This is a genomic window from Achromobacter sp. JD-1 (genome assembly GCF_038594925.1).
Lineage (GTDB): Bacteria > Pseudomonadota > Gammaproteobacteria > Burkholderiales > Burkholderiaceae_B > Achromobacter > Achromobacter spanius_C.
This window is the reverse complement of record NZ_JBCGCS010000026.1, coordinates 49,122-69,268: the sequence shown is the minus strand read 5'-3', so window position 1 is coordinate 69,268 and position 20,147 is coordinate 49,122. Positions and strand designations below refer to the sequence as shown.

Below are 20,147 nucleotides of genomic sequence, written 5' to 3'. Positions count from 1 at the left end.
GTCTACGCCAGGCAGTCCAGGGGCTGGGAGCTTGCGCCGGACCCGGATTCAGACCCGAATGCGGACCCGAATGCGGACCCGGATTTGGATCGGTTGCCGTGGGGCTCGGCCATCGCGACCACCACCTTGCGCGGGCCGGAAAACGGGGTGCGGGCATGCGCGACCAGCATGTTGTCCAGCATCATGACGTCGCCATCCTGCCAACCGAACGTGACGGTCTCGTCGGCCAGCACAGCGCGCACCTCGTCAAAGACCTCGTCGGGGATGGGCCGGCCATCGGCGTAGTAGACGTTGCGCGGCAGGTTCTCCACGCCCAGGATGTCTTCGAGCGACTCGCGCACCTCGGGCTGCAAACCCGATGCATGAAAGAGATGCGCCTGGTTGAACCACACGGCTTCGCCCGTCAGCGGATGATGTTCCACGCCCTGGCACAGTTGGCGCGTGCGCAAGGCGCCGTCGTCCAGCCATTCCCATTCGATGCCGCTTTGGCGGCAGAACGCCTCTACCCGCGACGGCTCGTTGGTGTTGAACACGTCTTGCCAGGGCAAATCAAAATCGCCGTAGTTGCGCACGTACAGCAAGCCTGCCGCGAAGCGCTCGCGGATGGCGGCGGGCATGCGGCGATAGATGTTGCGGCTGTCGGCGATCGGGGTCTCGCCGCCCTGTGGCGCGGCCTTGACGCAATGGAACCAGATCTTCATCGGCCAGTCGCGTGTGTAGGCCTGTTCGTTATGCAGGGGGATGTGCTGATGCGCCGGATACTCGGTGCTGGTGTATATGCCCGAGGACACGGCGCTACGCGGCGTCGACGCAAATTCATAGCTCAGCAGGTCGTGTCCGAACGCCGCGGCGAAGCTTTTGAACGCATCCACCGACGGCACGTCGAAGCCGCGCAGCAAGACCCCCCCCACCGTGATCAATGCCGTGTCGATCTGGGCACGCAGGCGCGCCAACGCCATCATGACGGGTTCGCCGGCGCTGGCCGGCGTCAGCAGCAGGGGCAATTCGCTGCCTGCCGGTGCTATACGCTCGAATCGTTCCATTGCTCTTTTCCCACAGTAATTGGGCGCCCATGGCGCCCGACGGCCCTGGTGCGAAAGGCGGCGTCAGAAAGGCTGGCCAACTCCACGCCCGCTGGCCGCCGGCCTGCCGCCCTGATCGTCCAGCCAGGCCAGCGCCGCCAGGTAGCCGGCGGGCGCCGGCAACGCACAGGCCAAGATGGCGCCATCGCCGTCGGCAACGGGCAGGCAGTGCCGCAAGCCGTAATCGCCGTTGGCGGCGGGCGTCACGGTCAGTTGCTGCATGTGCAGGCCGATGCCCAGCCCCAGCGCCTTGAGTACGGCTTCCTTGCCCACCCAGTGGCGATAGAAGCTGGCGGCATCCACGACGCGTTCGCGTTCAGCCGCTGTCAGGCAGACCGGCGCAATGGCCTGCACGTCCAGGCACGGCCGCGACCATTCAATGTCCACGCCCACGGCGCGCTGATTCGACAGCGCCACCATGGCCGCCTGCCCAGAATGCGACACGCTGAATTCCCAGGCGCCGCGCTGCGCGGCACCCAGCGTTGGCTTGCCATGCAGGCCGCGCGCGAAGACCAGCGCCTGCGCGTCCACGTCCAGCCGCCGCGCCAGCAGTTCGCGCAGCGTTCGACGCGTGGTGGCAAAGCGCCGGGCGTCGTCGGCCTGGCGAAAACGCCGCATGCGCAGGACCTCATCAGCCGATAGCCCATGCGTGGAGACGGGCTCGTCGCCGTCCGCCAGCGCAATGCGCCAGACCTCGACGTCGGCGGGTACGCGTTCAGGCAGGTAGAGCGCTTGCATGTTGGCTTGCATTGCAGTCCAGGCCCGCCAGTACGTCCCGTAGGGCCGCCAGCACGGCGGGCTCTTGATGCCGGATAAAGAAGTGACCACCGTCGAACCACGTTTCGGTGCAATCGCGCGACGTCTCGGCACGCCAGCCCGTCACCTGCGCGGGCGTGATGTCGTCTTCGCGCCCGGCGAACACCGCGATGGGAAACGGCAAAGGGGGCTGCGGCGCGTAGCAATGAAATTTGCACAGGCGGTAGTCGGCCGCCAGCGTGTCCAGCGCCAGGCGCAGCAGTTCGGTATCGGCGTACACCGCTTCGGGCGTGCCGCCCTGCTTGCGCATGTCGGCGATCAGCGCACCGTCGTGATCCAGGCCATCGAAGCGCGCCGGATCGCGCAGCGCGGGGGCCGGGCTGGCCGACGCGATCAACAGAGCCGGTAAGTGGCGACCCTGCCGACGCAGCCACGACGCCATGCGGTAAGCCAGCAGCGCGCCCATGCTGTGACCGAACAGCACAAAGTGCCCTTGCAGGTCGGCGTCATGCCGATCGCACAGCTGCGCGGCCAACGTATCCAGGTCCGTGGCATGGGCGTGTGCGTACCGTTCGCCCCGCCCGGGAAGCTCCACGGGAACCACGCGCAGCCAGGCGGGCAACGCCCGCCGCCAGCGCAGATACATCGTGGCGCTGGCGCCTGCGCACGGCAGACACAGCAGGGTGACGGTGGGCGTGGTCATTGCGGAGTCGTCGGCGCCTGTTCATCCATGAAGCGGCGCAACGATGCGGGCCGCATATCGGTCCACACGCGTTCAACGAACGCCAGGCAGGTTTGCTTGTCGCCCTTGGTGCCCGTGTCGCGCCAGCCCGGCGGCGTTGCCTTGAAATCCGGCCACAACGAGTACTGATCTTCGTCATTCACCAACACGCGCAGCACGGCGTCATCACGATCAAAACAACTCATAGCGGTCCATCTCCAGACGAGACTAGGTGCATCAATGCCGCCTTGAAGACGGAATTGACTCTTATTTACATTGACGAATAGGAAGGCCCGGAATTTAAGCGTTTCACGATGTCCGGGCGATGCCGGCCCGGCAAACAGCAACCAGCAACGCGATGCGCCTCAACCGGGCAGCAGATACTCGCGGCAGGAATTAAGCGCCACGTCCGCATCGCGGATCATGAAGTTCACCAGCGTGGTCGACACGCCCAGTTCGCGCGCCACGTCGCGCTGGGTGCAGCCTTCAAAGCGATGCAGCTCGAACGCGCGGCGGGTGCGCGCCGACATCGTGGCCAGGGCCTGCGCGGCCAGCGCCAACGCCTGATGGCTGACCGCCGCATCTTCGGCCACCGATTCCGACACGGCGTACTGCCCGTCTTCCTGGCCCGCGAACAGGCGCGATTCCAGCGCGCGCCGCCGGTGATAGTCGATCGACAGATGGCGGACGGTCTGGAACAGATAGGCCACCGGCTCGCGCACGTCTTTGGGCGACGGGCCTTCGAGCAGCTTCAGATAGGTGTCTTGGACCACGTCGTCGGCCAGGTCCCGCGAGCCAAGAATGCGCGTGGCGGTGTGCAGCAATTTACGCCGATGAACCTGATACAGGGCAGCCAGCTCGTCCCTGATGGATGCTGTGTTGGACATGATGTCTCTCCTGATTCAATAGCGGTACGCGACGGCCGCGAGCACCGTGCGCTCGACGCCATAACGGCAATTGACGCGGTCGTTGCGACAGACCACGGTTTCTTTATTCAGCAGGTTCATGGCGTCGACCGAGAAGCGCCAGGCGCCGGTGTCGTAGGCCAGCGATGCGTCGAACACGGCGGCGCCGCTGTTCTTCATCGTGTTGGCCACGTCCACATAGGTCGGGCCGATATAGCGCACGCCCAAGCCGGCATTCCAGCCGGACAAGGCGCCTTCGGAGAAACGATGCCCCAGCCACAACGCGGCCATGTGGCGCGGCGTGACGATGGGCGTCTTGCCGGCCGCCCCGCCGTCATTGCTGGAGACGTTGGTTACGACGTTGTAGGTGTAGGCGGCGACCAGATCCCAGCCGTTGCCCTGGCTGAGCTTGGCCTCCAGCTCCACCCCGCGCGACCGCAGACGGCCCGACTGCACGCTGAAACCCGCGTGGTCCGGGTCGGGGTCCGCGGTCAGCCCGTTGCGCTGGTTCAGGTTGAACAGGGCGACGGTGTAAAGGTTTTGCGAATTCGCAGGCTGGAACTTGACGCCTAGTTCGACCTGATCCGATCTGGCCGGCGTGAAGGACGAGCCATCGAAGGCTGCGCCCGCCTGCGGCACGAAGCCCGTCGCGTAGCTGACGTAGGGCGCCACGCCCGATGCGAAGGCGTAGGACAGGCCGCTGCGCCACGTAAGCGCCTGATCGCTGGTACGTTGGCTGCCGCCAGCCAGCCGGTCGTCGGTATCGTCAACGTAGCGGTCGTGCCGAGCCCCCAGGGTCAGTGTCCAGGCCCCGGCCTGAATCTGGTCCTGCGCGTACAGCCCCCATTGCGTGCTGACCTGCCGCACATCCAGCACCGTATGGCTGGCGTCCAGCGCGTTGATCGGCTGGTTGTAGACGGGGTCATCAATGTCCAGCGTCGGCGCCAGCGCCTGCCGGTAATTCTGTGAGCCCGCCAGCCTGCGATAGTCCACGCCTGCCAGCAAGGTGTGCGTCAGCCCTGCCCCTTCGAGCCGGCCTTCGAGCTGCGTATCCACCGCCACGCCATCGGCGCGCTCGCGCGCTTGCAGCTGCATGCGGGAAAGCGTGCGCCCGTCAGCGGCCAGCGCCAGCGGATACAGGTTGCGCAAGTTCATGTCGCCGCGCTGATAACGCGCGTTCTGCCGCAACGACCACGTATTGTTCAGCCGATGCTCGAACAGGTAGCCCACGCTGGCGAAGTCGCGTTCGTTGCGGTCATAGGCGTAATCGCCGACCAGCGTGTGCGTGGGGTAGTAGGTGCGCGATTCGCCGTCGTTGCGGTCGCGCTGGAAATGCGTGAGCAACGTCACTGACGTGTCCGCATCGCGCCAGCGCCACGCCGGCGCCACGTAGGCAAGGTCGTCGCGGTAGCGGTGGTCGTCGTCGTACTTGTCTTGCGTGCCGGCCTTACGAGCCGTCGCGGTCAAGCGATAGGCGGCGTTGCCGGCCTCGTTGACCGGGCCGCCCAGATCCAGGAACGCCTGCTTGTTGTCGAACGACCCGGCCTGGACCGCCACTTCGTGCAGGACGGTGGCGGTCGGACGCTTGGTTACGCGGTTCACGATGCCGCCCGGCGCTACCTGCCCGTACAGGGCCGAGGACGGCCCCCGCAGCACCTCGATGCTTTCCAGCGCGTACGCGGGCATGCGCGCACGAATCTGGTCGTAGGGCATCTGGCTCAGACCGTCGCGGTAATCGCCCGTCAGCTTGGCGTCGAATCCCCGCAGCACCAGCCAGTCATTGCGAACCTCGTTGCTCCCGAAGTTGTTGACCTGCACGCCGGGGGTGTATTGCAAGGCCTGCGTGACCGTGCGCGCGTAGCGGGCCTGCATCTCTTGTCCGGTCACCACCGACACGGATTGCGGCACACGGATGATGGGCGTCGCGGTCTTGGTGCCCACGTCCGCCACCCGCGCCACAAAACCGCCAACACCAACGGTCGCGCCTTCAACCAAGGTCGGCGGCATCCAGGTGACCGACGGCGTCCAGCCCACGCTTCTGACCTGGTAGGCACCCGGCGTGTCCTGGTGCACTTCCAGCCCGTAGCTGGCCAGCACCTGGGAAAATGCTTGTTCGACCGTGTAACGGCCGGTCAGGCCATTGCTATTGAGATCGCGCGTCAGTGACGGATCGAAATACAGCAGCACGCCCGCCTGGCTGGCGATCTGCTGCAACACTGCCACAAGCGGTCCGGCGGGCACGTCGTAGCGCAGGCTGACGTTCGCCCGCGCGGCAGTGCCATCCAGCGCAACGGCTTTCTGCCCCAGCAGCGCGGCCAGCGCCAGCAGCAGCATCGTGACAAGCGCACGCACGCCCCGCCCCCTGGGGGGCCGGGCAATGCGCGTGCCGCTGCCTGTCTGCCTGGCCATGATGTCCGATGTCGATGCGTTGAATGTCGGTCCTGTTCAATAAAGAGGACACGCCAAAAACCAGAACCGGAAAGGTTTTCATGAAATATTTTTTGCGACGGGCGACAGGCAGCCGGCCGGCGCTTACCGGGAGGCCGAGACCCGCACCCAGTAGGACGTGTGCCGGCTGATCCGCACCGGCAACATACGGCCCAACGCCGCCAGTACCCGGTCCGTGTCGGCCAGCGGGAACAGCCCCGAAATGCGAAGCCGGCCCGCGCGCTCGTCACAGGAAATCACGCCGGGCCGGTAACGGCTGAGTTCGGCCAGGAACTGCGACAGCGGCATGTTGTCCGCCGCGATCTCGCCGCGCAGCCAGGCGGTATCGCTGGCGGCCACCGGCCCGGTAGCGGTCACCCGCGCCGCCGTCTGGCGCGCGGTCTGGCCGGCGTCCAGCACCAGGCCGGCGCCAGCGGCCTGATCCGGCATGATGCGCACCGCGCCCTCGAACAAGGCGACGCGCACGGAATCCGCATCCAGGCGCGCCGAAAACCGCGTGCCCAGCGCTTGCACCGATCCCAGCGGCGTCGCCACCCGGAACCGCATGGCGGCGTAAGCGGCGGCATGGCCGGTTTCGACCAGGATTTCACCCCGGCGCAAGCGGACGATCCGCTGGCCGCTTTCAAAGCGCACGTCAATGGCCGTGTCGGTATTCAGTGTGATCTTGCTGCCGTCGGCCAGGGTGACGTCGCGCCGCTCGCCCACGCCGGTCGCGTAATCGGGCGACAGTCGCAGCCAGCGGTTCCGATCGGCGGCCCACAGCGCGGGCCCGATACAGCCGGCCATGAAGGCGGCGGCGATCAGCACGCGGCGCCTTCCCTTCTGGCGGCGATCCATCGACAGGGCTTCATACGCAGGCTTGCCCGCAAGATCCCGCATTCGGGCATCAGCGCGCGCCAGGTGGGCCCACGCCCGTTCATGGTCGGGATCCGCCTGACACCAGTCGCGCCAGGCGCGCTTGTCCTCGTCGGTCGCCATCCCGGACATGAACAGCACGTACCAGCGCGACGCCTCTTCCGCCACGCGGGGCGCCAGCGGCATGCCGCCCGCATACATGGCCATGGCCGCCGCCTGCCGGCTCACGTCGGCTGCTCCTGGGCAAAAAAGCACACCTGCACCGCGCGCACCATATAGTTACCCACGGTCCGCGTCGTGACGCCCAGGCGCGCGGCGATGTCGTCATATTTCAGGCCTTCCAGTTGTGACAGCAGGAAGGCTTCCCGCGCCTTGGCCGGCAGGGTCTCAAGCGCCCGGTCAATGGCGCACAGCGTTTCCAGCACCAGCTTGCGGTCTTCGGGGCTGGGGCATTGCGCCTCGGGCAGGGTCGCCAGCGTCTCCAGGTAGGCCCTTTCGATGCTCTCGCGCCGATAGTGGTTGGCCAGCAGACGGCGCGCGATGGTGGCCAGAAAGGCGCGGGGTTCCAGCAGCGTGGGCGCTTCCCTGGCCGTCAGTACGCGCAGGAAGGTGTCGTGCGCCAGGTCGGCGGCCACGTCCTCGCCTCCCATCCGGTGGCGCAGCCATCCCGCCAGCCACGTATGGTGTTCGGCGTATAGCGTCTCCGTTCGACGGTGCACGGTCGCGTCGGTGCTGGACATGGGTGGATCTCCAAAGTTTCAACCCGACTTGGCCGCCAGGGAACGGCAATGATAACCATTATCTATTGAGTCTAGTAACGGTTTTCGTTCACTTTGATGACATCCGCCTTGCGGCGCTGGCGCCTCAGCCCAACCCAATCCGCCCAGCCGCGACCCTGAACAAGCCCTCCGCATCCACCGTCAGCCGGAACGCATTCAGAAGATCCGCCACCCGGTACGCCGGATTTGCCTGATGAATCAAGGCCACAAACCCCAGCGCCTCGTCCAACCTGTCAGCCAGCGCCAGACAATGCGCGGCAATCGCCAGAATGTGCAGGTGGGCGTTGGGCCGCATGGCTGCCTTCACAGCCCAGTCAGCGGCTTCCTCAACGCGCCCCAAGCGCACCAGCGCCAGCGCGCGCACGGCCAGCATGCCGAACAGCAAGGGGTCGAAGGGGCTCAGATGGCGTGAATGATCGGACGACCCGATCGCCGCCTGCGCGTCGCCCGACTGGCAATGCACGAAGCCCAGGGTGTAGTGCCCCAGCGCAAAATTCGGGCTCAGGTCCACCGCGCGCTGCAATTCCGCCAGCGATGGCTCCTGGCTGCCGCGCAGCCACAAGGCCCGCCCCATGGCCCAATGCGCGGCGGGGTCGCGGTCGTCGGCGGTCAAGCTCTGGCTTGCGGCTTGGTACGCCAGCTCCATAGCCGGGTTCTGCTCGCCCCAGCGTTGAAAAGCGTCCTGCCAATGCGTGAACGACAGCCCGGCGTACGCGCGGGAATACGTCGGGTCCAGCCGCACCGCCATCTGAAAGAAACGTCTTGCCTGGGCGTTGTCCGCTTGGTTGAAGCGGTACATGTGCCACAGGCCGCGATGATGCGCCGACCAGGCGTCCAGCGAATTGGGTGGCGTGAGGATGGCGCGCTCGCGCTCGGCGGATTCCACTTCGATTTCCACCGAGGCAACGATCCGGTTGCCTATGTCGTCCAGCGCCACGAAGGCGTCGTCCAGCGCATGGTCGAAGGTTTCCGCCCACACGATGCGGGCGGTCCGGGCTTGGACAAGCGCCACGTCAACGATGATCCGCCTGGCGTGCCGGCGCAACAAGCCACTGACCACGAAGTCCACGTTCAACGTCCGACCGGCCTCTTCCGGCCCCACGCTGCGTTGGTCCAGGGCGAACACCGTGCCCTGCGCAATGACGAACAGGCTGCGCAGCTTGGCCAGGCGGGTGATGATGTCGTAGGCCAAGCCATCGCCCAGCCCTCCCCGCACCCCGTTGCGCGCCGATGCATCCGCGAAAGGCATGACCGCGATCGACGCGCGCCGGGTTTGGCCTTGGCCGGCTTCTGGCGCCGCCGCGAGCGTTGTGATGTGGGGCGCTGCTGCCGGGTCAGGGGCCTCGGGCGGCGCGGGTGAATTGGGCGACTGAGGAAAATCGGCCGGCGTTAGCCGTAACTGCCGCCATGCATCCCGCAACGGTCGCCAATCCAGCCCTTCGTCTTCAAACGCACGAATTGCGGCGGCCAGGTGTTCTTCGCCTTCGCGTAGCTGCTGACGCGCGTGCAGCGATTGCAGCATCCGCACGTGCGCGTGGCGGTCGAACGGCGCAAGCCGCAGCCACTTGTCCAGGCTGTCGTAACGCTCTTCGGATCCGTCGGGCAGCGTCGCGGCCAGGTGTTCCAGCACCGCCGCCTGGCAGGCTCTGAACCGCCGCCGTTGCGCCACCAGCCAGCTATCGAACATCGGGCAGGATCGGATCTGCAACCCATCCAGGAAATCTCCGACAAACAGCGCCGCCAGCGTGCGCAGCCGTTCCGTACCGACGTGGTTGATGCCCTGTCGCATCGCCTGTTCGATGTCGACGACATCCACACGGCAATCGTGCAGGTCCAGCGTGACGCTGTCTTGCGCCGCCTGAACGCGGGGGTGGCCGGGATCGTCCAGCAAGGTTCTTGCCTTGCTGAGGCACCAGCGCAGCTCGCCACGCGGATCGTTCGGAATGTCCCAGAGCAGTTCACACAAATGCGCGCGGGAAACCGGGTGCGAGGCCAGCGCCAGGTAGGCCACCAGCGCACGCAGCTTGCGGGAGGGCGGCAACGGCAACACCGCACCCGCCCGGCGGATCGTTGTCGGCCCCAGCAGTTGAATACGAATGGCGCCACCATCCTCGGGAAACCCCTCCCCGCCCGCGGCCTCGGATTCCACGCCCGCTACCACGCTTGCCTCCACGTGCCCGCTCTACGGTTGAGTGCCGATCGCACCGTACACGCAAGCCCTTGTTGGGCCCCTGCCCGCGCATCGGCGCCGTGCCGGCGATGTTCGCCGACGCTTTTTCCCAACCTTGATGGAGACAGACCATGTCCGCATCCGATATTGCCGCCGTTGCCGACGCGCCAACTTCCGCCCCGCCCAGCCTTGCCGCCGTGAAGACCCGCCAGCAAGCCACCTGGTCTTCCGGTGACTATGCCGTTGTCGGCACCACGCTTCAGATCGTGGGCGAGCAACTGTGCGAATCCCTTGATGTGCGCGCCGGGCAGAAAGTGCTTGATGTGGCGGCCGGTAACGGCAACGCGTCGCTGGCCGCCGCACGGCGTTGGTGCGAGGTGGTGTCGACCGACTATGTGCCGACGCTGCTGAGCCGCGCGCGCGAACGCGCCGCCGCTGAACGGCTGAAGATCGAATTCCAGGAGGCCGATGCCGAAGCCCTGCCTTTCCCGACCGGCAGCTTTGACGCCGTGCTGTCCACCTTCGGCGTGATGTTCACGGCCGACCAGGACAAGGCGGCCGCTGAACTGGTGCGGGTGTGCCGGCCGGGCGGCAAGATCGGCTTGGCCAACTGGACGCCGGAGAGCTTCGTGGGACAGCTTTTCAAGACCATCGGCAAGCATGTGCCGCCACCGGCCGGCGTGAAATCGCCCGCGCTGTGGGGCGCCCGCGCACGCATCGACGAGATGTTTGGCACGCATGCCTCGGCGATCCAGGTGGAAGCGCGGCACTTCGTGTTCCGCTATCTTTCGCCGGCGCATTTCGTGCAGGTCTTCAGAAACTATTACGGCCCGGTCCTCAAGGCATTTTCCATGCAGGAACCGGCCGCGCAGGCCGCTCTGGAAAGCGATCTGCTGGCACAAATAGACCGGTTCAATCGCTCTGGCGACTCGACGGTGGTGGTGCCCAGCGAATACCTGGAAATCGTGATCACCCGTCGGTGACCGAAAGCAGGCAGCAAGCAGCAGATGGTGCATGGCGCGACGCCTTTTCGCTCCGGCGCATGGAAAGCGGATGGAACGATGCGAAGCCGTGATAGGCAAAGCTGGCGCGCGGGCTGGCTGCCCGCCGTCAGGCCGGTGCGGATCCTCTGGCTGAAATCATACGCCTGGCGCTGCTTGTTCCTATAGGGTCATTCCGCATCCAACTGCGTGCGCAAGCTGGCGATAAACGCCTTGACCGCTTCTGGCAGCACGCGCCCGGCCAGCGTCTGCACCTCAAAATGGCGTTCGTTCATTTCGCGGTCGCGCAGCGGCACCGCCACCACCAGCTTGCCGCGTAGCCGATAGCGGATGGCCAGTTCGCCACAGAACGCCACGCCGCCACCTGCCCCGGCAAAGGCCACCAGCGCGTCAACGCTGCGGCTGGAGAACACCGGTTCGCACTGCAATTGCTGGCGGCTGCAACTGATGTCGATCAATTGCCGCAAGGTGGAATCGGCGTCGGGCAGCGCCAGCGGATAGGCCATCAATTGCGCCAGCGATACGTCGGCGCGGCACGCCAGCGGATGGTCGGCGGCCACTACCGCGCGCACGGGCGCGGGCATGCGCAGCTCCACTTGCATGTCGCGGTGCGAGGTCAGGCCCAGGGTGATGCCGATGTCGGCCGCGCCATCGCGCACCCGCGCCGGCACTTCGCGCTGCGAACAGACCTCCAGCGTGAAGCGGATACCCGCGTATTGCTTGCGGAATTCCGCGATGGCGGCCGGCACCACGTCATGCACGAAGCCTTCGGTACAGACGACGCGCACCAGGCCCTGGCGCAGGCCGCGCAGGCCCATGATTTCACCGGAGACGCGCTCCACGTCCTGCTGCGCGCGCTTGGCATGGGCGGCCAGCAATTCGCCGGCGGCGTTCAGGGTCATGCCGCGCGATCGGCGCTCGAACAGCAAGGTGCCCAGCTCGCGTTCCAGCCTTGCAATCTGGCGGCTGACCGCCGATGGCGCCACGTCCAGCTTTTCGGCCGCCACACTGACAGAGCCGCAGCGCGCCACTTCCAGGAAGTAGCGAACGGCCATTTCTTGCAGGACTTGCACGTTCATCGGGTTTCCCCTTGGTTTGCGTTAAGCGCAACGAACAATTCTAACAACGCATATTGCCGCAACGCTAAGGCCCCGCCTAGGATGTGACCGTTCGATGACGTTTTTCATTTTGCAACCGTATTCATGCCCCCGTCCCACGCTGCTGTTTCCTCTTTGTCCTTGCAAGCCCTGCGCGCCGCGCGGCCCACGCTGTGGACCCGTTCCGGCAAGGCCGCGGCGGGCGCCCGCGCTCTGGCCGCCGCGCCGTTCAGCCTGGCCGACGTGCAAGCCGCGCACGACCGCTTTGCGCGGTTTGCTCCGTTGCTGGCGCAGTTGTTCCCGGAACTGGAAGCGTCGGCCGGTGTGATTGAATCGCCGCTGCTGGAAGCCGCCGCGATGCAACAGGCGCTGGGCTTGCCGGCGACATCGGGGCGCTTGTGGTTAAAGGCCGATCACGCGCTGCCCGTGGCCGGTTCGATCAAGGCGCGTGGCGGCATTCATGAAGTGTTGGAGTTCACCGAGAAACTCGCGCTGGAACGCGGCTTGATCGCGCCCGGCGACGACTACAGCAAGCTAGGCACGCCAGAGACGCGCGCTTGCTTTGCGCAATACCAGGTGGCCGTGGGCTCGACCGGCAACCTGGGCCTGTCCATCGGCGTGATCGCCTCGGCATTGGGATTTCGTGCCGCCGTGCACATGTCCTCGGACGCCAAGGAATGGAAGAAGGCGCGCCTGCGTGCCCGGGGTGTCGAAGTGGTCGAACATCAGGGCGATTACGAAAAAGCCGTGGCGGCCGGCCGCCGCCAGGTCGAGGCCGATCCGCACGGTTACTTTGTTGACGACGAACGCTCGGCCTCGCTCTTTCTGGGCTATGCGGCCGCCGCCCTGGCGCTGCGTGACCAGCTTGCGCAGGCCGGCATCGTGGTGGACGCCGAGCATCCGCTGTTTGTGTACCTGCCGTGCGGCGTAGGCGGCGCGCCGGGCGGCATTGCCTTCGGGCTGTCGCTGCTTTTCGGCGCGCATGTGCACTGCTTCTTTGCCGAGCCGGTGCAGTCGCCCTGCTTTCTGCTGCGCATGATGGCCGGCAATGGGGAATTGCCCGGCGTGCCGGTGCCGCCGTCCGTCTACGACATCGGCCTGACCAACCAGACCGAGGCTGATGGCCTGGCCGTGCCGCGCGCCTCTGAACTGGCATACGAGGCCGTCGGCCGGTTGCTGGCAGGCGTCTACACGGTGGCTGACGACACGCTTCATGCCGACCTGGCGCGCTTGCATGACAGCGAAGGCTTGCGCATTGAGCCGTCGGCCGCCGCGGGCTTTTCCGGGCCACGCCTGTTGCTGGGCAGCATCGCGGGCCAGCAATGGCTGCGCCAACGCAAGCTGCTGGCGCACATGCCGCACGCCACGCATCTGGCCTGGACCACCGGCGGGCTGTTCGTGCCGGCCGAAGAGTACGACCGATTTCTGAACCGCGGGCATGGACTCGCGGCAACCCCCCAGGCGCCGACCGACGCGCCCTCCCTCCACCACTCTTGTCGAGCATGATCATGAAGACTTCCTTGATTGCCCTTTCCGTCGCCTTGGCCGGCGCTTTCGCCGTGCCCGCCGTGGCCAGCGCGCAGAACGCCTACCCGACGCGCCCCGTCACCCTGGTGGTGCCCTTCCCGCCCGGAGGCGCCACCGACGTGCTGGGTCGCGTCATCGCACAAAAGCTGGGCCAGGAACTGGGCCAGACCGTCGTGGTGGAAAACCGCGCGGGCGCTGGCACGGCAATTGGCGCCGGCTTCGTGGCCAAGGCCGCACCGGATGGCTACACCCTGCTGGTCAGCTCTGGCACCACCTTCACGGTCAACCCCGCCATTCAGAAAAAGCTGCCCTACGATCCGGTCAAGAGCTTCGAGCCGATCGGTATCGTGGGCCGTACCGGACTGGCGCTGTTGGCCAACCCCGAAGTACCGGTCAAGAACCTGAAGGAACTGGTGGCCTACACCAAGGAACGCAGCAACGAACCGCCCGCCTATGGTTCGTTTGGCGCCGGCACCACCGCGCACTTCGTGGGCGAGGCCTTCCTGTCGGCCGCCAACATCAAAATGATCCACGTGCCTTACAAGGGCAGTGCTCCGGCCATGACCGACCTGATCGGCGGCCAGATTCCGTTCTCGGTCGACACCGTGGCGGCCGCGCTGCCGCAAAGCAAACAAGGCAAGGTGCGCGTGCTGGCCGTGTCGGCCCCCGCCCGGTCCAGCTTCCTGCCCGACGTGCCGACCTTTGCCGAACAGGGCTACCCGTCGGTGGCCATGGACACCTGGCTGATGATCGCCGCCCCGCGCGGTTTGCCTGCTGACGTGAAGACTAAACTTGAAACCGCCTTGCGCACCACGGTGGGTTCGGCGGACGTGCGCAAGAGCCTGGAAGCGCAGGGCTTTGAAGCGGCCTTCTCCAGCGCCGCCGACGGCGAAGCGCTGATCCAGAAGGAACTGCCGCAGATGCGCGACGTTGCGCAGCGCGCCAACATCAAGATCGATTAAAGGAAGCTTTCATGGCACTGGACGATACGCTCGTCACCTTGTCCGCGGTGGAGTTGCGGCGCCTGATCGGGGCGCGCCAACTCTCGCCCGTGGAACTGCTGGAGGCCTGCATTGCGCGCGTCGAGGCAGTCAACCCATTCATCAACGCCGTGACCGCCACCGCGTTCGAGCGGGCGCGCGCCGAAGCGCGCGCCGCCGAACAGGCGGTGATGGCGGGCGACACGCTGGGCCTTTTGCACGGCCTGCCGCTGGGCGTGAAAGACCTGGAACCCACCGCTGGCTTGCTCACGACCTTTGGTTCGCAGATCTACCGTGACCACATGCCGACCGAAGACGTGACGCTGGTGGCGCGCCTGCGCCAAGCCGGCGCCATCGTGGCCGCCAAGACCAACGTGCCCGAAATGGGCGCGGGCGCCAACTCGCGCAACACCGTGTGGGGCGCCACCGGCAACCCGTTCAACCCCAACCTGAATGCGGGCGGTTCCTCGGGCGGCTCGGCTGCGGCCCTGGCCACCGACATGTTCCCGCTGTGTACGGGGTCGGACACCGGCGGCTCGTTACGCATTCCGGCGTCCAAGTGTGGTGTGGTGGGCTTTCGGCCATCGCCGGGTGTGGTGCCCAGCGTGCGCAAGCTGCTGGGCTGGACGCCGATTTCCGTCGTCGGCCCGATGGGCCGCACGGTGGCCGACGCCTGCCTGCAAATGGCGGCCAGCGCCGGCCCCGACGCCGGCGACCCGCTCAGCTATCCGCTGGACCCGCTGCAATTCCTGACCCCGGGCACCGCCGACCTGGGCCGCCTGCGCGTGGCCTATACCGAAGACTTTGGCGTGTGCGATGTGGACGACGGCATCCGCGCCACCTTCCGCGCCAAGATCGCGGCCATGCGCCACCTGTTCGCCGCCTGCGATCCCATCGAGCTGGACTTCGGCGACGCCCACCGCTGCTTTGACGTGCTGCGCGCCGAAGCCTTCGTGGCCGGCATGCGCGACGCCTACGAGAAAGACCCCAACAGCCTCGGCCCCAACAGCCGCGCCAACTTCGAGATGGGCGCGGCCATGAGCCTGAAGGATTGCGCCTGGGCGCAGGCCGAACAGACGCGGTTGATCAAGCGTTTCCAGCGCGCCTTCGATGACTACGACCTGATCCTGTCGCCCACCACGCCGGTGTCGCCGTTCCCGTGGACGCAGCTGTATGCCGAGTCCATCAACGGCCTTCGTCAGGAAAACTACTACCGTTGGCTGGCGCTGACGTATGTGATCACGCTGACCACCCACCCCGCCCTGACCCTGCCTTGCGGCAGCGACCATCTGGGCATGCCGTTCGGCATGCAGATCGTGGGGCGCTTCCGAGGCGACCGCGAAGTGCTGCAGGCGGCGCAAGGCATGGAACAGGCGTTTGCCGGCAATGCCGAACTGCAACGCCCCCGCCCGAACCTGGCGGCGCTGAAGCCGGCTGACCCGTCGTTGACATCCATCGTGACGGTACCGCCGGACGCCGCCAAGGGCGGGTCGGCCGGGAACGTGTCAGCGGTGTAGGCGATGCAAGGCGCCGGCCGCCTGGGATTCTTCCACGGCCGGCGTTTGGCGCGGATTGATGCGAAACCAGATGGCGTACAAGGCCGGCAGGAATACCAGCGTCAAGATCGTGCCACCAATGGTGCCGCCGATCAGGGTGTAAGCCAGCGACCCCCAGAACACCGAGAAAGTCAGGGGAATGAACGCCAGCACGGCTGCCAGCGATGTCAGGATCACCGGACGGGCACGCTGCACCGTGGCTTCCACCACCGCGTGGAAAGGCGTCAGGCCTTCCTCTTCGTTGGTATGGATCTGGCCCATCAGGATCAGGGTGTTGCGCATGATGATGCCGGCCAGCCCAATCATGCCCAGGATGGCGTTGAACCCGAATGGCTGGTTGAACAGCAGCAGCGTCGGCACCACCCCCACCAGCGCCAACGGCGCGGTCAGCACGACCATGATCATCGCTGACATCGACCGCACCTGGAAGATGATCACCACCAGCATCAGGATGAACATCAGCGGAAACACCGCTGCCAGCGCCGCGTTGGCCTTGCCCGCTTCTTCCAGGTCGGCGGCCGCCACGATGCGGTAGCCGGCCGGCAGCGCGGCGATGATGGGTTGCAGCTTGGGCAGGATCTGCTTGGAGACGTCCGGCGGCTGCACGCCTTCGGCGACGTCGCCGCGCACGGTGATCGTGACCTCGCGGTCGCGGCGGCGCTGGATGGGGTTTTCCATCCGCACCTCGGTATGACCGATCTGATCCAGCGGCACTCGTTGGCCCGACGATCCCACCAGCGTGAACGCGCCGATCTCGGCCGGATCCAGGCGTTGCTCCCCGGCGCTGCGCGCCACCACTTCCACCGAGCGGATGTCTTCACGCACCTGCGTCACGGTGATGCCAGTCAGCAGAAATTGCAACTGCTGCGCTGCGTCGGCGGAGCTCAGGCCGATGGCGCGCAGCCGGTCCTGTTCAAGCACGAAATGCAGCGTGGGCGCGCGTTCGCCCCAATCGGTGTTCACCTGCCGCATCGACGGGTTTTCCTGCATCACCTGACGTACCTGTTGCGCGATCTGGCGCACGGTTTCTTCCTGCGGCCCCGCGACGCGAAACGCCACCGGGAACGGGGAATATGGTCCAAACACCAGTTGCGACACCCGCACGCGCGCCTGCGGCGCAAGCTGATCGGCCACCGCCTGGCGCGCGCGCAGCTTGAGCGCGTCGCGATCTTTCTCGCTGCTCGTCAACACCACGATCTTGGCGAACGAGGGGTCCGGCAACTCCGGCGACATCGCCAGATAGAAGCGGGGCGCACCCTGCCCGATATAGCTGGTGACGAGCTTCGCTTCGGGTTGCCGAGCCAGCCATTTTTCTACCGACGTGACCGCCGCGGTGGTGCTTTCGATACTGGAACCCTCTGGCATCTGCACTTCCAGCAGCACCTCGGGCCGATCGGATATCGGAAAGAACTGCTGCTTGACCTGGCCCAGTCCCACAAAGGACAGGATGAACAAGCCGACCACGCTGAGCGCGACCTTCTTCTTGTGCGCCACCGCCCACACCACGCCCCGACGCAGGCGTTGATAAGCGGGGGTGCCGTAGATGGCTTCATGACCGCCCTGCACCGGTTTGATCGTGGGCAAGAGCTTCACGCCGATGTAAGGCGTGAACACCACGGCCACCACCCAGGACGTCAGCAGGGCAAACGCCACGACCCAGAAGATGTTGCCGGCATATTCCCCGGCGGTGGACTTGGCGAAACCCACCGGCATCAGGCCGATGGCGGTGACCAACGTGCCGGCCAGCATGGGAGCCGCCGTGTGGCCCCAGGCATAGGTTGCCGCCGCAATGCGATCCATGCCCTCTTCCATCTTCACCACCATGGTTTCGATCACGATGATGGCGTCGTCCACCAACAGCCCCAGCGCCAGGATCAGCGCGCCTAGCGTGATGCGATCGAAGTCGCGGCCCGTGGCAAGCATGATGACAAAGACCCCCGCAAGCGTCAGCGGCACGGCGGCCGCTACCACCACGCCCACGCGCCAGCCCAGGCTGACCAGGCTCACCACGATCACCACCACCAGCGCCACGAAGAACTTCAGCATGAACTCGTCGTAGGCCTCCTCGATGTTGACGGCCTGATCCGTGACCTTGGTGAAAGTCATGCCCAGCGGCAGATCCTTCGCGATCTCGTCGGCCTCGGCGGCAAGCGACCCACCCAGTTCCAGGCCGTTGTGGCCTTCGCGCATGACCACACCCAGCATCAAGGCGGGCTCACCCTGGCTGCGGATCAGAAACGTGGCGGGGTCTTCATAGCCGCGTTTCACGTCGGCCACATCGCCCACGCGCAAGGTACGGCCGTCGACCACGATGGGCGTTGCGCGAATTTGCTCCAGATCGTCAATGGCGCCATCCAGGCGGATCTGCACCTGTTGGCCCTGTGTCTGCACCGAGCCCGCTGGCGTCACCTGATTGCGGGCGTTGAGGGCGGCGAACAGTTCGCCCGGCGACACGCCCAGCGTGGCCAGCCGCGCGTAGGAGAATTCCACAAAGATGCGCTCGGGGCGCTCACCCAGGATATTGACCTTCTTCACCCCTTGCACCTTGAGCAGGCGCTGGCGCAGTGCTTCGGCTTCGCGCACCAGCTTGCGCTGCGGTTCGCCGTGCGCCTTCAAGGCATAGAGCGCGAAGGTCACATCGCCATACTCATCGTTCACGATCGGGGGCAGCACGCCAGGGGGCAGCTTGGCGGCTTCGTCGCCCAGCTTCTTGCGCGCCTGGTAGAACTCTTCAGGCACCTGCGACGGCGGCGTGCTGTCTTGCAAGGCGACCGTCATGAAGGCAAGACCGGGCCGCGTGAACGTTTCGGTGCGGTCGTACCACTTCAGTTCCTGCATCCGCTTTTCCAGCGGTTCGGACACCAGGTCCTGCATCTCCTGCGCCGTGGCGCCGGGCCAGGCGGTGACCACCGTCAATGTCTTGACCGTGAAACTCGGGTCTTCCGCCCGCCCCAGTTGCAGGAATGCAAAGATGCCGGCCGCCGACATCGCGATGATGAGAAACAGCGTGACGGCGCGCTCGCGCACCGCGATCGCCGAGATATTGAACCCGCTCATTGCGCCGCCCCCGCCTTGGCGGCCAGCGCGCGCTGACCTTGAGGCGCGGCCACGCGCACCGTCTCGCCCTCATGCAACAGGTGCGCGCCCAGGGCCACGAAGCGCTCGCCCGGGGCCAGGCCCGCGCTGACGGCGGCGGTCTCTTCCCCCAGGCCCGCCAGCGTGACGGCACGCCACCGCACTAGCGAGGGGTCGCCCGACAAGACCCAGACACCCGGCCCCCGGCCGTCATCGTGTAGCGCCGCCAAGGGCACCTGGAACACCGGCTTGGCCTGCGCGCCCGCAATCGACACCGAGATGGTCGCGCCCAGCGGGGCTTGGGCAGCCTTGGGGTCAAGCACGTAGCGCGCGGCAAACGTGCGCGTGCGGGGGTCGGCGTAGTCGGACAGTTCTCGCAATTGCGCCGGAATAGGCTGGCTTGTATCGCCATACAGCGTGGCTACGCCGGTGGAACCCAAGGCCGGCCGAACGGTTTCGGGTAGATCAATCAAGGCCTCGCGCTGACCGGACTGCGCCACCCGCACCACCGGCTGCCCCGCCGTCACCACCTGGCCAGGCTCGGCCAGCGTAGCCATGACAACGCCATCGGCATCGGCGTAAAGCGTGGCGTAGTTGGTTTCGTTGCGCGCCACATCGGCCTGCGCCTGCGCCGCGTTGAGATCGGCGCGAGCCGTATCCGCGGCAGCGCGGGCCTGGTCATAGGCTGATGCCGAAACCGCGCCCGCACCCACCAGGACGCGATAGCGCTTTTCGTCGGCCGCCGTTTGCGAGGCACGTGCGCGGGCGGCGTTCACGGCCTGCAAACGCGCCCGCGCCGCCAGCGCCAGGTCGACAGGATCAAGCCGCATCAGCGGCTGGCCGCGTTTGACTTGCTGCCCCGTATCGACCAGGCGTTCGGCCACCTTGCCGTTCACCCGGAAGCCCAGATCGCTCTGCACCCGCGCCACCACCACCCCGGTGTACTCCCGCGTCAAGGGCGCAGGCGCCTGGACCGTGGCCACCCTCACTAGCGGTATGGCGGTACGCGGATCATCGGCCTGGTTTGGGCCACAACCGGACAAGACGCCGGCCAATAAGACGGCCGTGATGGCCGGGATCGCCATGACGGCAGAACGACGGAAAACCATAAGACACCCCTGGGGCAATCGGATTGCCGCGCAGTTTGAGTCTAATGACTAATATTGTCAATAGTCACTAAATGGGGTTTTGCCTT

The 20,147-nt window shown here is 66.3% G+C and carries 16 protein-coding genes; 4 read left to right on the top strand and 12 right to left on the bottom strand.

Annotated features, from left to right (window positions below; translation table 11 throughout):
* Positions 1-2 precede the first annotated feature (2 nt).
* From WBR68_RS27565 to WBR68_RS27525, 9 genes are all read right to left on the bottom strand, one after another.
* Positions 3-1,043: a TauD/TfdA family dioxygenase gene (locus WBR68_RS27565; protein ID WP_230695812.1), complete on the bottom strand. Its 1,041-nt coding sequence runs from the start codon at positions 1,041-1,043 to the stop codon at positions 3-5.
* Between the two features lie 63 nt (positions 1,044-1,106).
* Positions 1,107-1,832: a 4'-phosphopantetheinyl transferase family protein gene (locus WBR68_RS27560; RefSeq protein ID WP_230695811.1), complete on the bottom strand. Its 726-nt coding sequence runs from the start codon at positions 1,830-1,832 to the stop codon at positions 1,107-1,109.
* The gene (locus WBR68_RS27555; RefSeq protein WP_230695810.1) at positions 1,798-2,541 is read right to left on the bottom strand and encodes a thioesterase II family protein; all 744 of its coding nucleotides are present in this window, start codon (positions 2,539-2,541) and stop codon (positions 1,798-1,800) included. The genes WBR68_RS27560 and WBR68_RS27555 overlap by 35 nt, the downstream gene beginning before the upstream one ends.
* Positions 2,538-2,765 (bottom strand): MbtH family protein, encoded by a 228-nt coding sequence (locus WBR68_RS27550; protein WP_050444828.1) that lies wholly within the window; start codon positions 2,763-2,765, stop codon positions 2,538-2,540. Before WBR68_RS27550 ends, WBR68_RS27555 begins: the two co-directional genes overlap by 4 nt.
* Positions 2,766-2,924: 159 nt before the next feature.
* Positions 2,925-3,446, bottom strand: a complete 522-nt coding sequence (locus tag WBR68_RS27545) for a sigma-70 family RNA polymerase sigma factor (protein ID WP_050444829.1) — start codon at positions 3,444-3,446, stop codon at positions 2,925-2,927.
* 15 nt (positions 3,447-3,461) lie between these two features.
* Positions 3,462-5,816, bottom strand: a complete 2,355-nt coding sequence (locus WBR68_RS27540) for a TonB-dependent siderophore receptor (RefSeq protein WP_230695809.1) — start codon at positions 5,814-5,816, stop codon at positions 3,462-3,464.
* A 180-nt stretch (positions 5,817-5,996) separates the two neighbouring features.
* A complete protein-coding gene (locus tag WBR68_RS27535) occupies positions 5,997-6,995 on the bottom strand; it encodes a FecR domain-containing protein (RefSeq protein WP_230695808.1) in 999 nt (332 codons plus the stop codon).
* The gene (locus WBR68_RS27530; protein WP_050444831.1) at positions 6,992-7,507 is read right to left on the bottom strand and encodes a sigma-70 family RNA polymerase sigma factor; all 516 of its coding nucleotides are present in this window, start codon (positions 7,505-7,507) and stop codon (positions 6,992-6,994) included. Before WBR68_RS27530 ends, WBR68_RS27535 begins: the two co-directional genes overlap by 4 nt.
* Before the next feature lie 124 nt (positions 7,508-7,631).
* Positions 7,632-9,719, bottom strand: coding sequence for a transcriptional regulator (locus tag WBR68_RS27525; RefSeq protein ID WP_230695807.1), 2,088 nt, complete (start codon positions 9,717-9,719; stop codon positions 7,632-7,634).
* Positions 9,720-9,847: 128 nt separating this feature from the next.
* On the opposite strand from WBR68_RS27525, the gene WBR68_RS27520 reads away from it, so the two are divergent.
* A complete protein-coding gene (locus WBR68_RS27520; protein WP_230695806.1) occupies positions 9,848-10,699 on the top strand; it encodes a class I SAM-dependent methyltransferase in 852 nt (283 codons plus the stop codon).
* 188 nt (positions 10,700-10,887) lie between these two features.
* On the opposite strand, the gene WBR68_RS27515 is transcribed toward WBR68_RS27520, so the two are convergent.
* The gene (locus tag WBR68_RS27515; RefSeq protein ID WP_050444833.1) at positions 10,888-11,796 is read right to left on the bottom strand and encodes a LysR family transcriptional regulator; all 909 of its coding nucleotides are present in this window, start codon (positions 11,794-11,796) and stop codon (positions 10,888-10,890) included.
* A 123-nt stretch (positions 11,797-11,919) separates the two neighbouring features.
* Between WBR68_RS27515 and WBR68_RS27510 the strand changes: the two genes are divergently transcribed.
* Genes WBR68_RS27510 through WBR68_RS27500 form a run of 3 tightly spaced genes read left to right on the top strand, consistent with a single transcriptional unit; the run spans position 11,920 to position 15,838 of the window.
* Positions 11,920-13,320 carry a D-serine ammonia-lyase gene (locus WBR68_RS27510; protein ID WP_230695805.1) on the top strand — a complete coding sequence of 467 codons (1,401 nt, stop codon included), beginning with the start codon at positions 11,920-11,922 and terminating at the stop codon, positions 13,318-13,320.
* Positions 13,317-14,303, top strand: coding sequence for a Bug family tripartite tricarboxylate transporter substrate binding protein (locus WBR68_RS27505; RefSeq protein ID WP_230695804.1), 987 nt, complete (start codon positions 13,317-13,319; stop codon positions 14,301-14,303). The genes WBR68_RS27510 and WBR68_RS27505 overlap by 4 nt, the downstream gene beginning before the upstream one ends.
* A gap of 11 nt (positions 14,304-14,314) precedes the next feature.
* Entirely contained in the window at positions 14,315-15,838 is a 1,524-nt protein-coding gene (locus WBR68_RS27500; RefSeq protein WP_230695803.1) for an amidase, read from the top strand.
* On the opposite strand, the gene WBR68_RS27495 is transcribed toward WBR68_RS27500, so the two are convergent.
* Entirely contained in the window at positions 15,827-18,934 is a 3,108-nt protein-coding gene (locus WBR68_RS27495; RefSeq protein ID WP_230695802.1) for an efflux RND transporter permease subunit, read from the bottom strand. The two genes, WBR68_RS27500 and WBR68_RS27495, sit on opposite strands and share 12 nt — an antisense overlap.
* Complete coding sequence (locus WBR68_RS27490) at positions 18,931-20,061, bottom strand: efflux RND transporter periplasmic adaptor subunit (RefSeq protein WP_230695801.1); 1,131 nt, start codon at positions 20,059-20,061, stop codon at positions 18,931-18,933. Before WBR68_RS27490 ends, WBR68_RS27495 begins: the two co-directional genes overlap by 4 nt.
* Positions 20,062-20,147: the final 86 nt, after the last annotated feature.

Excerpts from the sequence above, each read along its gene's own strand:
- WBR68_RS27550 (WP_050444828.1), bottom strand. The coding sequence starts at position 2,765 with ATGAGTTGTTTTGATCGTGATGACGCCGTGCTGCGCGTGTTGGTGAAT.
- WBR68_RS27555 (WP_230695810.1), bottom strand. The coding sequence starts at position 2,541 with ATGACCACGCCCACCGTCACCCTGCTGTGTCTGCCGTGCGCAGGCGCC.
- WBR68_RS27560 (WP_230695811.1), bottom strand. The coding sequence starts at position 1,832 with ATGCAAGCCAACATGCAAGCGCTCTACCTGCCTGAACGCGTACCCGCC.
- WBR68_RS27565 (WP_230695812.1), bottom strand. The coding sequence starts at position 1,043 with ATGGAACGATTCGAGCGTATAGCACCGGCAGGCAGCGAATTGCCCCTG.
- WBR68_RS27510 (WP_230695805.1), top strand. The coding sequence starts at position 11,920 with ATGCCCCCGTCCCACGCTGCTGTTTCCTCTTTGTCCTTGCAAGCCCTG.
- WBR68_RS27500 (WP_230695803.1), top strand. The coding sequence starts at position 14,315 with ATGGCACTGGACGATACGCTCGTCACCTTGTCCGCGGTGGAGTTGCGG.
- WBR68_RS27490 (WP_230695801.1), bottom strand. The coding sequence starts at position 20,061 with ATGGTTTTCCGTCGTTCTGCCGTCATGGCGATCCCGGCCATCACGGCC.
- WBR68_RS27505 (WP_230695804.1), top strand. The coding sequence starts at position 13,317 with ATGATCATGAAGACTTCCTTGATTGCCCTTTCCGTCGCCTTGGCCGGC.
- WBR68_RS27495 (WP_230695802.1), bottom strand. The coding sequence starts at position 18,934 with ATGAGCGGGTTCAATATCTCGGCGATCGCGGTGCGCGAGCGCGCCGTC.
- WBR68_RS27530 (WP_050444831.1), bottom strand. The coding sequence starts at position 7,507 with ATGTCCAGCACCGACGCGACCGTGCACCGTCGAACGGAGACGCTATAC.
- WBR68_RS27520 (WP_230695806.1), top strand. The coding sequence starts at position 9,848 with ATGTCCGCATCCGATATTGCCGCCGTTGCCGACGCGCCAACTTCCGCC.
- WBR68_RS27545 (WP_050444829.1), bottom strand. The coding sequence starts at position 3,446 with ATGTCCAACACAGCATCCATCAGGGACGAGCTGGCTGCCCTGTATCAG.
- WBR68_RS27515 (WP_050444833.1), bottom strand. The coding sequence starts at position 11,796 with ATGAACGTGCAAGTCCTGCAAGAAATGGCCGTTCGCTACTTCCTGGAA.